This window comes from Marinobacter sp. L-46, from assembly GCF_056859535.1.
Genome location: NZ_JBSXOP010000076.1, coordinates 80,619 through 94,560 on the forward strand (window position 1 = coordinate 80,619; position 13,942 = coordinate 94,560).

The 13,942-nt window shown below is 60.0% G+C and carries 7 protein-coding genes; all 7 read left to right on the top strand.

Going from position 1 to position 13,942, the window contains the following annotated elements; genetic code table 11:
• The first annotated feature begins 109 nt into the window (after positions 1-109).
• The 7 genes from AC13DJ_RS12950 to AC13DJ_RS12980 all read left to right on the top strand — a co-directional run bounded on the left by AC13DJ_RS12950 (position 110) and on the right by AC13DJ_RS12980 (position 13,941).
• Positions 110-1,675, top strand: coding sequence for a sigma-54-dependent Fis family transcriptional regulator (locus AC13DJ_RS12950; protein WP_482933280.1), 1,566 nt, complete (start codon positions 110-112; stop codon positions 1,673-1,675).
• Positions 1,672-2,313 (top strand): type VI secretion system-associated protein VasI, encoded by a 642-nt coding sequence (gene vasI, locus AC13DJ_RS12955; RefSeq protein WP_482933281.1) that lies wholly within the window; start codon positions 1,672-1,674, stop codon positions 2,311-2,313. The genes AC13DJ_RS12950 and vasI overlap by 4 nt, the downstream gene beginning before the upstream one ends.
• Positions 2,314-2,325: 12 nt before the next feature.
• Positions 2,326-3,771, top strand: coding sequence for a type VI secretion system protein TssA (gene tssA / locus AC13DJ_RS12960; RefSeq protein ID WP_474540595.1), 1,446 nt, complete (start codon positions 2,326-2,328; stop codon positions 3,769-3,771).
• Positions 3,772-3,795: 24 nt separating this feature from the next.
• Entirely contained in the window at positions 3,796-7,389 is a 3,594-nt protein-coding gene (gene tssM / locus AC13DJ_RS12965; RefSeq protein WP_474540596.1) for a type VI secretion system membrane subunit TssM, read from the top strand.
• Between the two features lie 100 nt (positions 7,390-7,489).
• On the top strand, positions 7,490-9,583 hold the full coding sequence (locus tag AC13DJ_RS12970; RefSeq protein ID WP_482936980.1) for a type VI secretion system Vgr family protein: 2,094 nt from the start codon (positions 7,490-7,492) through the stop codon (positions 9,581-9,583).
• Positions 9,576-10,505 (top strand): DUF4123 domain-containing protein, encoded by a 930-nt coding sequence (locus AC13DJ_RS12975; protein WP_473801880.1) that lies wholly within the window; start codon positions 9,576-9,578, stop codon positions 10,503-10,505. The genes AC13DJ_RS12970 and AC13DJ_RS12975 overlap by 8 nt, the downstream gene beginning before the upstream one ends.
• Positions 10,498-13,941 (top strand): toxin VasX, encoded by a 3,444-nt coding sequence (locus tag AC13DJ_RS12980; RefSeq protein WP_476129177.1) that lies wholly within the window; start codon positions 10,498-10,500, stop codon positions 13,939-13,941. Before AC13DJ_RS12975 ends, AC13DJ_RS12980 begins: the two co-directional genes overlap by 8 nt.
• Position 13,942: the final 1 nt, after the last annotated feature.

The window sequence follows — 13,942 nt, forward strand, 5'->3', positions numbered from 1 at the left end:
AGCGGAGCGTACAAGGATGTATTCACAGCGTGTTTTGGAAAGCCACCCCGCAGGATGCGCGGGCGACGAACTCCCAAGTAATCATTATGGAAGCAGAAACGTGGGGCGCATGCAGAAGGAACTGCACACCGGCATCGATTTCGCGGTGGCACTGATCAAACAGGATACCCTGCCGGCGCTGCTCAAAACCGCTACAAGTCAGCTCGAAAACATCTTCGGGCTGGCCCGCTGTTGGGCGCTGGAACTCGACCTCAGCGGCCGAACCCTCCACTGCGGCAAACTGGACGAAGCGGGCGAATTCGACTGTAACGACTTCAGCCACCCCTTCGCCCACGTGCTGCAAACCGGTCAGCCCCGGGAGCTCACCCGCGCCGCCAGCTACCGGCTGGACCATGCCGGCTTCCAGAACCTCCTGGAACTCAGTGGGCGCCCGAGAAGTTTCTGGCTGGAACCGTTAAAAGGCACAGATGGCCGCACGCTTGGCATGCTCGTACTGTGTGGCGACCACCCGGACTGGCAAGGCATCATCAGCCAGCCCCTGTACGCCGGCATCAAACAACTGTTGGTGCACCAGTGGATCAGCCAGCTGCAAACCCGCGACCAGGTGTGGCAGCGGCGCATGCTCAAACGTTCCCTGGACCACCTGCACGACGCCGAAACCCTGCGCCAGCGCTGTAACCAACTGGCCCACACCCTGGTTGGTAACTCTGAAGCCATGGTCAACCTGCGGGCCCAGGTAGTGCGTGCCGCCGGCAGCCAGCTGTCGGTGCTGATCCAGGGCGAAACCGGCTGTGGCAAAGACGTCGTTGCCCGGGGGATCCACGACATGTCTGACCGGGCCAACGGCCCCATGGTGGTGGTCAACTGTGCCGCCATCCCGGACAGCCTGCTGGAAAGCGAACTGTTCGGCCACACCAAGGGTGCCTTCTCCGGTGCGGACCAGGCCAAGGAAGGCCTGCTGGCCCAGGCCAACGGCGGCACCCTGTTCCTGGATGAAATCGGCGACATGCCCATGGCCCTGCAATCGAAACTGCTGCGGGTGCTGGAAAGCCGCCAGTTCCGCCCCCTGGGTGCCCGGGATGAACAGCACTCCGACTTCCGGTTGGTAGCGGCAACCCATCAGCCCCTCCAGGAAGGCATCGAAGACGGCCGCTTTCGCCGGGACCTGTTCTACCGACTCAGCCAGTTCCCGTTGCGGGTCATCCCCCTGCGCGAGCGCACCGAAGACCTGGAAGCCCTGAGCCGGCATTTCATCCGCCTGTATACCGAGCGTGAAGGCAGCGGCCCTTTGGGTATCAGCAGCCACGCCCTGCACACGCTGGCCGGTTACAACTTCCCCGGTAACGTGCGGGAACTGCGCAACATCGTGGAACTGGCCTGCCTGCAAACCCCCGCCGGTGATGACATCCAGCCCGATGTACTGCGCCTGGATGATCTGTTTGCCGAACCCGGCCAGCCCCTGACGGCAAGCGTGGAGCCCAAAACCGTGCCGGGGGTGCCGGGAGTCGACGACATCCGCGACCTGAAAGCGGCCTCCCAGGCCTTTGAAGCCGCCATCATCCGTGACCGCCTGCGCCAGTACGGCGGCAACCGTGCCCAGGCGGCCGAAAGCCTGGGTTTGCCGAAGCGCACCCTGGCCCATAAATGTCTGAAGTATCAGGTAACTGACCTATGACCCTGAAAGACCCTGTTCGAACTGGCCTGCTGGCCCTGGCCATGCTGTGTGCCAGCAGCCATGGCGTCGCCGATCCGCGCCTGACCGCGGCCGAGGCCTGCACTGAAGAAGCCAACCGGCTGGAGCGGCTGGCCTGTTTTGACGAGGTTTTTGCCACACCGCTGGCCCTTTTTCAGCCGGGTGCCGGAGAGCCTCGGGTGAACCGCTCCGAACGCTGGCGCCAGGCCTTTGCCCTGGCTGGTAAGGGCGATGCCTCCGGGGTGATTTACCGGAACACCGGGGCAACCGCCGGGCACCTGGTCACCGTGACCGCCCTGGGAGCAAAGCCCCCGCGCCCGGTACTGACCCTGCAATGCCACAACAACATCACCGAACTTGCGGTCATGCTGCCGGAGCCGATTAACCGGGAGCGGGTCAATGTGGCCCTGAGTGCTGAACGCGCCTGGTGGCGGGTGCGGGATGAAGGGCTGGTGGTCAGTGCTGGCCGTGGCCTGCCCGCTATTCGCACCGTTTTGGCCATGGTTCGGGAGCCGGATACCCGGGTTCAGGCCGATGTGGCAGAGCTGGATGGTCTGTTGTTTGACCTCACCGGCTACGCGGAGGCCATCAAGCCTTTGCGTCAGGCCTGTGGCTGGTAAGGGAGCAATGTGATGCAGGTGATCGAACAACATCCGTACGTAGACCAGGTGCTTGGCGCTATCCCGGGTGAGTCTGCCGTGGGTGAAAGCCTGGCCGAGGACAGCGCACTGGAGTTTCTGGAAGACGAAGTAATGAAGGTGGGTTCGCTGGCCCACAACGATATCGACTGGAACAAAGTGGAAAGCGTGGCGCTGCAGCTGCTGGCGGACCGCAGCAAGGATATCAAGGTGCTCGGGTTTCTGATGGTGAGCCTGCAGCGGGGTGGGGACGGCGAACGCTTTGTGCTGTCTCTGTATCTGCTGCACCGGGTGCTGGACGACTGGTGGGAAACAGCGTGGCCTTACCCCGGAGCAAAGGGCCAGAGGGCCCGGAAAATGCTGTTCACCCAGATACTGCAGCGCGCCCTGAAACCGGTGGAAAGCCTGGTGTTTGATGCCAGTGCCGGCGATGGCCGGCAGTTCTGCCTGGACCTGATTACCCGGCTGGATGACCAGGCCCGGGCGCGGGATTTGCCGGATGATGTTCTGTTTGACTTCAAACGTACTGTAGAGAAACTGCCCCGGCAGGATCAGCCCACCGGTAGCCAGAGCGCAACAGAACCCGCTTCGACGCCGGCGGGCACGAACCAGGGCCCGGCAAGTCCTAAACCTGCAGGTTCAGCGACGACACCGGCAGCTCTGGGCAACCTCACCCTGGACCCCGGCAACGAACGGGCCACCCGCCAGAGCCTGCTGAAAGTGGCCGAACTGCTGACCGGCACCGAGCCGGACAATCCCCTGGGTTACCGGATGCGCCGCCATGCCATCTGGCAAAGCATTACCAGCCTGCCACCGACCCGGGATGGCAAACGCACCGACCTGGCCGCCGTGAGTGCCGACCGGGTGTCGGAATACCGGGAAGCACTGGAGAAAACGCCTGACAACGAACTCTGGCAGCGCATTGAACAAAGCCTGTCGGTAAGCCCGTTCTGGCTCGACGGCCACTGGTTGAGCGCCCGGGTAGCCGCCGCCCTTGGCCACGGCGACTGCGCCGAGGCCATCCGGGAAGCCTTGAAAGCGTTTGTCGAACGTTTGCCGCAACTGGCGGAACTCACGTTTAACGACGGCACCCCGTTCCTCAGTGACCAGGCCGCCGACTGGCTGCACACCACGCCGGTTTCCGCCAAGGGTGGTGGCGGTGGGGCCAATGCCTGGGAGCAGGCCCTGGACAGCGCGCTGGAGCTGGCGGGGCAGAATAAGCTGGCTTCGGCCATGGAGCTTCTGGAGCAGGGACTGGCGGAGGCAAGGGAACCGAGGGAGCGCTTCTACTGGCGCCTGGCCAGTGCCCGCTTGCTGAAAGAAACCGGCCTGAAAACCATGGCTGGCGAACACCTGCAGGACCTGAAAAACCAGGTTCAGGGGCTGGTCCTGGAAGACTGGGAACCGGGCCTGATCAAACAACTGGAACGACTGGCGTAACGCCCGCACGCATCTAACGCAGGAATGGAAACCATGTGGAGAAAAGCATTACTCATTGGTCGTTGGCTTCTGCCATACATTCGTAACGCCGCCCCGGTCACCCTGGTACTGGGCGTGGTTGCCTTGCTGGTGGCCACCTGGTGGCTGGGGCCAAGGCTGGAAATCCACGGTGAATACCCGCTGATGGCCTGGCAGATGCGGGCGCTGGTCACCCTTGGGGTCATCCTTCTGGTTGTGGTGTTCTGGGGCATGGCCCTGGCGCGCCGGCTGGGCAAGGTCAACAAGGCCAAGGCTGAAGAACAGCAGGAACAGGAAGATCCGATCCTGCCCATGGAGCGCCGACAGCAGCGTTTGCTGGACCGCCAGTTACAGGCCCTGAAGAGCAACCTGCCGGGCCGCAAGGGGTTTTACCGCTTGCCCTGGTACCTGGTGATGGGGCTGGAAGATGCTGGCAAAACCAGCCTGATTCAGCGGGCCGGGCAGACTTACACCCTGACCAACGTCACCCGTAACAATCGTGGTGACCGCAATCCGTTCAGCTTTGACTGGTGGATTGGTGACAACGGCGTACTGATCGACCCGGACGGTGAACTGCTGAGTCAGAACCAGGGTGAGGGCGCCACCGGTGAGATCCAGAACCGGCTGTGGAACCACTTTATCGGCTGGCTGGAGCGCAGCCGGCCTCAGCGCCCGCTGAACGGCGTGATCCTGGCCGTGGACCTGGCGCGCCTGAGCACCGCCAGCGACCAGCAACGGGAAGCCCATGCCATACTGCTGCGCACACGGCTGCGGGAACTGATGGAGCAGCTGGGGTCACGGCTGCCGGTGTATGTCACTTTCACCAAAATGGACCTGATGTACGGCTTTGCGCCTTTTGTGCGAACCCTGTCGAAAGCCGAGAAGGAAAAAGCCCTGGGCTTTACCTTCCGGCTGGAGAGCCAGCAGGACCATGATCACTGGCTGGAGCAGTTTGCGGACAGCTACAGTGAGATGGTGGAGGAGTTGTCCCAACGCCTGCCGGACGTGCTGGCGAACACCCGGGATAACGAGGAACGGGCAGCGGCCTATTCCTTTACCCGCCAGCTGGCCGGCCTGAAACCGACCATGGAACAGTTCCTGGCCGACCTGTTGTCAGCCGATGCCTTCTCCACTCCAGCACTGGTGCGCGGTACTTTCTTTACCTCGGTTCTGCAGGAAGGCGTGCCCGAAGATGCCTTTGTCTCTGCCGCTGCCCGTAACTACCAGGTGACCGGCCCGATTCAGCCGGCCCAGCGGGGCGGGCAGTCAGCCAGCTTGTTCACCCGCAACCTGTTTCCTGACATCGTTTACCGGGAGGCCGGGCTGGCCGGCGATAACCGTAAGGTTGTCAGCAAGCGCCGGCGCAAGGTGGCGTTGGCCGCCATGGTTGCCCTGTGCGCCGGTGCCGGTGTGACCGCCGGCTGGCAGCATTACTTCATCAAGAACGCCGAGGCGGCTGCCCAGGTGAAAACCCGGGTGAACTCGTTCATCAACGACTGGCAGCCAGTGGGCTACGAGCCGGACAGCACTGGTCGCAACCTGCTGCAGCCCCTGGATCAGCTGCGGGAAGCCACCCTGGCGTTTGGTGATTATCGAAAGGAATGGCCGTTGGTCACCGATATGGGCCTGTATCAGGGCCACAAGGTCGGCCCGGAAGTGGATGCCGCCTACCTGGATATGCTGGCCTACCAGTACCTTCCGGCATTGATGTTCGGTGTGATGGAAGAAATGGGCCGGGCGCCGGATGACAGCACCGAGCGGCTGGAACACCTTCGGGTGCTTCGCATGCTCTACGATGCCAGCGGTCGCCGCAGTGACCTTGTCTCTGGCTATATGCGCGAATACTGGCAGTCGCGCTTCCCAGGCCAGCGGGATGTACAGAACCGGCTGTATGGCCACCTGCAGTACGCCATGGCCCACACCGACCTGGCCGGCATGGCTGCCGACGGCGACCAGACCGCTGCCATGGCCCTGGCGCCCTTCCGCAGCAGTGTGCAGTGGGCGCAGCACGAGCTGGGCCGCATCAGCACGCCTGATCGCGTTTACCGTGACCTGGAAGTGGAAGCCGGCCGGGAATTCCAGGCCCCGCTGGAACTGGCCCGCAGCTCAGGCCCTGCCTTCACCACGGTGTTCACCCGGCTGGATGCCTACGGCGAACCGCTGGGCGATGAGCTGCCGGGCACGGAAGATCCGCTCTCCATTCCGGCCCTGCTGACCCGTGACGGCCTGGAGAAGTGGTTCCTGGGCAAGTCCGGGTCTGTAACCGAGCTGGCGCTGGTGGATGCCTGGGTACTGGGCCGCCGCAACGATGTGGACTTCAGCAAGGCGGATGAAGCAGAACTGCTGGCCAGCCTGCAAACCCTTTACGCAGAGAACTACGCAGACGCCTGGCGCACGGCCATCAGCCGGGTGGATATCCACCGGTTTGAAGACTTGAACCACGGTGTGCGCATGCTGGAAAGCCTGACCAGCGGCCACCAGCCCCTGACTCGCTTTCTGGCCCAGGTACAGAACAACACCCGCCTGATTCCTGTAGGCGAAGGGGAAGCCGAGGCCGCCCGCAAGCTGCTGGAACAGTCGCCCCACTACCGTATGCTGCAGGATATCGAACGGCAGTTCTCGGACCTGAACCGCCTGTCGGACAAGCAGGGCGAACAGCCATCGGGGCTGGAAGAAATCATGCAGGTGGTCGGCGAGTTGCACGAGTACCTGCGCAACATCCAGGAGTCTCCGGATGCCGGCAAGGCCTCCCTGGCAGCGGCCCGGGCCCGCATGGGCCTGCAGGGGGCTGATCCGATCTTCACCCTGCAGCGCATGGCCAACCACCAGCCGGAACCGCTCAACCGGATATTGAACCGGCTGGCCTCGGAAAGCTGGCGGGTGGTGCTGGACCGGGCGGTGGCCCAGTTGGAGCGTGAGTGGTACCGGGAGGTTTACCAGCCGTTCCAGCAAAACCTGGCCCGGCATTATCCGTTCACAGCCGGTGCCGGCCGTGATGCCGCCCTGCAGGATTTTGAACGCTTCTTTGCTCCGGATGGCATTCTGGAAACCTTCTACAACCAGAACCTGAAGCTGTTCCTGGAAGATCATCCGGAGCACGTGGGCGACGCCCGCCGGGCCAGTCTGGTGCGGCGTGACGTGGTGTCGGCCCTGGATCGTGCCCGCCAGATCCGCCAGGCCTTTTTTACCCGCAGCGGTACACTGGATGTGGAATTTGCCCTGGAACCGTTGAACCTGACCAACAACAAACGCCGGGCGGTAGTGAACATCGACGGCCAGCTGGTGGAGTTCTCCCATGGCCCGCGCCAGAGCATACCGCTGGTATGGCCCAACACCCTGCGGGATTCGGTGGAAAGCCGTATTACCCTGGTGCCGGTTCAGGTTAACCGTTCGCCGCGCAGCATCTCTGAAAGCGGTCCCTGGGCGCTGTTCCGGCTGCTGGATAAAGCGGAGATTGCCGGCGTGAGCAGTAACGCTGTCGACGTAAAATTCAACGTAGACGATGGCGCCATGCGTTATCGCCTGCATGCCGCCAGTAATACCAACCCGTTCACACAGCAGCTGCTTGCAGGGTACCGAATACCCCGCAGCTTGTATTAGACTATGGCCCGCGCCCGGGCCTGAACGCCCGGGCTGATCGCAGCCCGTACCCGGATGGTGTGGGTTTGAACAGACATGTTTTTCTTCAGGGATCGAAGTCATGCCCCAGGCAAGCGGATTGCAGTTCACCGCCCGTGTAGGCGAATTCCCCTCTGATCACTTTTCGGTAGTTGGCTTCGCGCTGACCGAACAGCTGTCTTCCTTGTTTCATGGCCGGTTAGAGTTGGCCAGTACTGACCCAGACGTGGCCGCTGCCGACATTCTGGAACAACCGGTAGACCTGGTGGTTTGGCAGGATGGGCAACCGTTGCGCCGTTTCACCGGCGTGGTGAATGAGTTTGTTCGTGGCAACACCGGCCACCGTCGCACCCGCTATGAAGTGGTCATCCAGCCGCCGTTATGGCGTCTGGGCCTGATGCACAACAGCCGCATCTTCCAGACCCAGACTACCGACGCCATTGTGCGAACCTTGCTGGAAGAGCGGGGCATTGTTGATTCCATCTTCGACTTCAAACGCCCACCCGAAGAACGGGAATACTGTGTCCAGCACCGGGAATCCGACCTTCAATTTATCGAACGCCTGGCCGCCGAAGAAGGCTGGCACTACCGTTACCAGCACGGCAGCGTGGATGGCGAAGAACAACCAGCGTTAATCATCGCCGACCACCATGGCGACGCCCCGAAACTGGACCCGGTGCCCTGCAACACCCAGGCCGGCGGCAGCAGCAAACAAGCCTGCGTGTTCAGCTTCGCCTACGAAGAACGGGTCAAAGCCGCCTCCGTGGCCATGAAGGACTACACCTTCAAGAACCCTGCCTACGCCCTGATACATGAACACAGTGCCGGCGGTGTTAACCACCGGGAAGACTACCAGCACTACGACTACCCCGGCCGCTACAAAACCGACGCCAGCGGCCAGCCGTTTACCCAGAACAAACTGGATGCACTCAGAAACGACGCCTCCCTGGCCAACGGCAAAAGCAACCGCCCGGACTTCACCCCCGGCGCCAAAGTGGAGTTGCAGGACCACGACAGCCAGAGCCTGAACCGGGAATGGCTGCTGACCGCCATCACCCACACCGGCAAACAGCCCCAGGCGATGGAAGAAGAGGGTGGTAGCGAACCCACCAGCTACCACAACGACTTCACCGCCATCCCGGCCGATAAAACCTGGCGTACCGTTTACAACTACCGCAAACACAAACCCGTGATGGACGGCCCCCAGATGGCCATCGTCACCGGCCCCGAGGGTGAAGAAATCCACTGCGACCAGTATGGCCGGGTAAAAGTAAGATTCCCGTGGGATAGATACTCGAAGAACGACGAACACAGCAGCGCCTGGTTGCGCGTGGCCCAGGGCTGGGCCGGTGGCCAGTATGGCTTCATGGCCCTGCCCAGAATTGGCCACGAAGTGATCGTGTCTTTCCTCGACGGCGACCCAGACCAGCCCATCATCACCGGAAGAACCTATCACGCCACCAACACACCGCCGTACGCGCTGCCGGAACACAAAACCCGGACCACATTAAAAACCAAAACCCACAAGGGCGAAGGCAGCAACGAACTGCGCTTCGAAGACGAGGCGGACCAGGAACAGATCTACGTCCACGCCCAGAAAGACCTGGACCTGCTGACGGAAAACAACCGCACGGAAGTCATCAAGAACGACAGCCACCTGACGGTGGAAAACAACCGCTTCAGCCACACCCAAGGCAACAGCCATAACACGGTGGACGGCGAAAAGCGCGAGCAAACCGGTAAAGACCACAGCTTCAATGTCACCGGCACCCTGAACTTGAAAGCCGGCACCGCCTGGCTCAGTGATTCCGGCACCGAGCTGCATATCAAGGCGGGCCAGAAAGTCGTCATCGAAGCCGGCGCTGAGATCACCCTGAAAGCTGGTGGCAGCTTTGTAAAGATCGACCCCAGCGGCGTGGCATTGGGTGGCGCGAGTATCAAAATGAATGCGGGCGGGGCTGCAGGGAAAGGCAGTGGGCAGAAGGTGCAGGTGCCGGAGAGGCCGGGGTTGGTGGATGCCGGTGGCGCGTATACCGAGCCTGCTGTGCTGGCCACAGTCGGCCAGAGGACCAATGCGCAACCGGATGCCCAGATGCGTGCGCTGCAGGAAGGCAAAGCCCTGACCACCATTTGCCAGTCAGAAGAGAACACATCGGGAGATGGGTCCGATGCTTGATGTTTTCGAGGGACCTTCAAAAGCTAACAATCAGCTTCAGGACATGCATTTCAATTATGTCCTGATTGATGGCAGCAAACGCGCAGAGGCGGAACGCTGGCTGTACGGGCTTGTTGACACTCCGGACTATCGTAATCTGTTTGATGGCACTGAATGGGCGTCGATTCGCGATGTTGCACCGTTACTGGTGCTTACTGAACGGGGCCACCCGTTGTTGGACCGACTTTCTCTTGAGGGCAAAACACAAGAGTGGGGCTACGCGATCGCCAGCGACGAATCGTCGGACGCGCTAGCTGATCATCTACGCCGGTTTATTTCGGTACGCCACCCCTTGGGCTACAACGTCATGTTGCGGTTCGCCGACCCAACGGTTGCAAGGGTCCTGCTGGCCTCTTCCGGTGATGGCGGGGTACCCGAATACTGGTCTCCGTTCTCTGCGGTTAAGCTCCCGGACGCCTTATGGGATGGCTCGCACCTTCAGATACGCCCGGACTGGTTGCCGGAGTCTGGCGTTGGAAGGAACGCGGAGAGTAGTGCTTCATTTCGACTGGGAGAACTTACCCTCAGCGGTTTAACGGACACTGATCGACGCGCAACGCTGGTCAAACTGATGCAGCACCTTGAGACCTATTTCCCGAGTAGAGTGGCGTCAAACGTAAGGCAGGCTTTGATAAAGGAGCTTCGGATCATCATGGAGCAGGCGTTGGCCAATGGCTATGAATCGCTACAGGCCTTGCTCCACTGGTGTACCGTATACGGTTATCTGGGAGAGCTGTCGTTATGGGAAGCAGCAGCCCCTGGCATTTATGACCTTTTTCATCGGTGGCCAGGAACGGCTGCAGAAGCCCAGGCCAGAGAAGCGGCGATGATCGCCATGTCCTCTGCTGGAACCCAAGTGCAAGGAGAGCCGATTCATGGGTAAGCAACTTACTAACCCCATAGCCGCCGCTGATCGCGCAAGCCTGGCAAGCACCACGGCTCAAGGCGCCTGCCCTTTGACCCGTGCGGATATTCAGTTGATCCCGGTACGATACGCTTATGCCGATGAGGCGGCGGAACACCTGTCACTGGAGCCCCGGTTCAACCTCGAATTTCAGCCAATTGGCATCCGCCAGGTACGGGATGGTTACCTCTACTTGTTCCATTCCGATGCCCCGGACATTCTGCATGAATACGAGGTCAAAGATGGCGGCGCGGTCACCAAGCGTTTATGGCAAGGTAATGAAGCCGCTCAGGATCAGCGTACTGGCACCCCGGATACTCCGGCCATCGTGGTCCCGCGCAGGGGGCATGTCGATGTCTTTTTCTCGGCCACACAGCTGACCGCGAAAAAGTGCAGCATGCTGATTAGCTGGGAAGATTACCGTAAACAGGTGATGCAGCGAGTGAGCTTATCTGGTTACTGCCCCATCAACGGAAAGCCCCAGTTGTTGAGCCAGGCAAGCCTGGAATCGCTACTGACCCACCCGGACACGCAAGCCGTGCCCATGGATGGGAAAGCCCATTTGTCCTCCTGGTATTGGGCTCAAAATACATTGGACACAGGCTCTGAACCGTTCGCCCATCGTTTGCCAGCTTATGATCTGGACCATGCCTATATCGTGGTTGATGATTTTATGGGCCACATCGACGACCTGCTGGATGCCTGGGCCATTGTGGATACCAACCATAACGCATGGTTGGAGGCAGAGGACGCGAAATACTATCCGGCGCGCTTCATCAGCGATCTGATTCGATTGGATGACGACCGAGTGGCTGAGTTGGCCCGCGCGTTTTCGGCGCAGGTTGAAGATGAAGATGCCAGGGCATTGTTTGAAAAGGTTGCTCAGGGGAGTCGCGACCAACACGTCCGGTTGAAAGAGCTGATCGACGACTTCCCGGAATATCAGCAAAGCGCCCGGAAAGTCGTCGGCCCCAGCACTTATAGCTACATGCCGTCCGACCATGGACGGGTCACCAGAATGCGTAACGCAGCTGACGCGCTGGCAACAGAGTTGGGCATGTCACAGCGTGAAGTGCTCAGTATCGTCGAATCCATGTCCAACTATCAGTCCAACCTTGTCGAAGGCTCCGATTTCGGTGGCGAGCAAGGTATTGCGGATCTGGTGAAGCTTGACGACATGAATGCCTATCTGGAACAGGCTCAGCAGCATCTGTCGAAATTCTCCGAAGAGAAACGACGGATCGTCACGGATATCCAATCTTTGTTGGCCACCTTCTACCTTCATGGTCATCTGTATGACCGGAAAAGCGAAGACAGCTACATGGCGCTGCTGAAGATGGACAACGGTCTGATTGCGGTGCTCACAGAGTGGGCACAAGCATCGGGTGATTTTTCATTCCTGAAGCAATTCTACTTTGAGGAGATCGGGCATCAGCATTTGATCTCGCTGGATCTGAAACCCGAGATTATCCCCGGCACTTTAAAAGACGTCATCGACGGCCTGAAAGCCATTATGGATGCCAAGCAAGCTCCCGCGGCATACAAGGAATGGGTTCAGCTGGTTGAGCGGAGCCCCCATTTGCAATTTCCATCTCTTTCAGAGGGCGCTGCCGCACAACTTAGCCACCACCTGGCCCAGCTCAACATCGTCGGTCGATTGGCGGTATTCGAGTTGGTTCAAGCGGCGGATGCCGCCGATTTGCATGGCCGTCTAAGGCAAGTGTTTGAGCGCATGGATCCTGGCCTGCGGGCCCACATTTTCGAGAACCAGAGGCTGTACCAGATTGATCTGGATATTGCCGATGTCGATAGCCTGAAGAGACACGAATCCCTGGTAAAAGAAATCGAACGGCTGGCCAAATTACGTGAGGAAGTTCTGAGCCAGGAAAATCGCCTTCAGCAGCGGCATAGCGAGGCCAGTACCCGAGACCGTCGTCGATACAAGCGAGAGTACGACGAACAGATCCGGGCCCTCCGTGCTCAAAGGGAAGAACTGACGAGTCAGCTTCGTGAGAGAGGGTTTCAAATGATCGACACGTCCCCGGTTGAAGGGGAAAACCACAGCGGAGCGCTCTTGATTGCTGGGTTGACCCGGACCGCCTATGGTCGTGCGGTGCAATCTGAAGTTGATGAACTGAAACGTCTGAGAGAGCGGGGCGGGCTTACCCGCATGATGGATTATGGCCGGGGTATGATCCACGGGCAGGATACTCTGGACCTGCCGAAACGCATTGGCGGCATGGGATTGGTGTCGTTTATGGGATTAGTTGGGGCTGTTGGGGCTTGGGATGCGTTTAGTAAATGGCAAAAGGATAAAACCTTCGACAACTTCCTGTCTATGTTTGGTGGCGTAACGGGGACAATCGGCGCGGCTGCGAGTGTCCTGACTATCGTCGGCAGTGCCCGTCTGAATTTTTACTACCAGGCCATCTCCCAGGCGGATGAGATCCTCACACGACTGGCACGGGTGAATGTGTGGGGGGGAACCGTTGCGGCTTGGGCGGGGTTCTTTTCGGCGGCGGCTGACGGAATAAAACAGCTCCATACTATCCGGAATAGCCAGCAAACCAATGGAACAAAAACTGGCGCAGGCGTGACTCTCGCTGGTGATGCATTGCTCACTGCGGGAAGTTGGCGCATGGCCCGAGCCGGATCAGCCGGCATCTACCACGTCCTCCGCAAAACCTCGGTCGACATCACCTGGAAATCGGTCAATCGGGGTATGCTGTCGTTGGCCGGCGGTGTGTTCAGGGGATTGAACGTTTACCTGTGGATAGGCACCGCTTTGGTCTGCATAGGCAATTGGGTACAAAGCTATTATAAACGCACAGACGTGCAGCGCTGGTGTGAGCAGAGTGCCTGGGGCAACGACGCCAAGGGTTGGGATACGGATCAGCAGCGCCACGAACTGGCCAAGGTCATTTACCAACCCACTCTGTCAGTGAAGGCAGAACAGGCTGCTCTGGACGGGCGCACAAGCTATTGCGCCTTCCGCCTCGAATTGCCCGGACTGAGTTCGCTTGAAGTAGATAACATGGAATGGGCAATCCTACGGCAAGAAGGGACGTCCTGGGACCCTGATCACGACTACTGGAATCAGGCCATTACTACCAAGAGAATGGGCGCGGCGGGCTTTGCCTTGGAGCTGTCCCTGACCGGAGCCGACCTGGATACGACGGACGGTTTCTACCTGGCCTTCCGTTACAAGGCAGAAAACTCCCCCAATTGGTTGCCAGAGACAGACAAGGCGTACCATTACAAGCTGACCTTGCACGAGCAGGGTAATTTGCCGATGGTCGGCGCTAACGAAACGAAAGAGTGGCAGCCGATAACACCTCTGGATGCGCAGGACACTCGATTGACCCCATTGATCATTAACTACCATGCCCTGGTAAACCACCCCATTAAGTCCTGAC

What these genes read in the sequence shown, in the direction of transcription:
- AC13DJ_RS12950 (WP_482933280.1), top strand. Translation starts at nt 110, where the DNA reads ATGCAGAAGGAACTGCACACCGGCATCGATTTCGCGGTGGCACTGATC.
- vasI (WP_482933281.1), top strand. Translation starts at nt 1,672, where the DNA reads ATGACCCTGAAAGACCCTGTTCGAACTGGCCTGCTGGCCCTGGCCATG.
- tssA (WP_474540595.1), top strand. Translation starts at nt 2,326, where the DNA reads ATGCAGGTGATCGAACAACATCCGTACGTAGACCAGGTGCTTGGCGCT.
- tssM (WP_474540596.1), top strand. Translation starts at nt 3,796, where the DNA reads ATGGAAACCATGTGGAGAAAAGCATTACTCATTGGTCGTTGGCTTCTG.
- AC13DJ_RS12970 (WP_482936980.1), top strand. Translation starts at nt 7,490, where the DNA reads ATGCCCCAGGCAAGCGGATTGCAGTTCACCGCCCGTGTAGGCGAATTC.
- AC13DJ_RS12975 (WP_473801880.1), top strand. Translation starts at nt 9,576, where the DNA reads ATGCTTGATGTTTTCGAGGGACCTTCAAAAGCTAACAATCAGCTTCAG.
- AC13DJ_RS12980 (WP_476129177.1), top strand. Translation starts at nt 10,498, where the DNA reads ATGGGTAAGCAACTTACTAACCCCATAGCCGCCGCTGATCGCGCAAGC.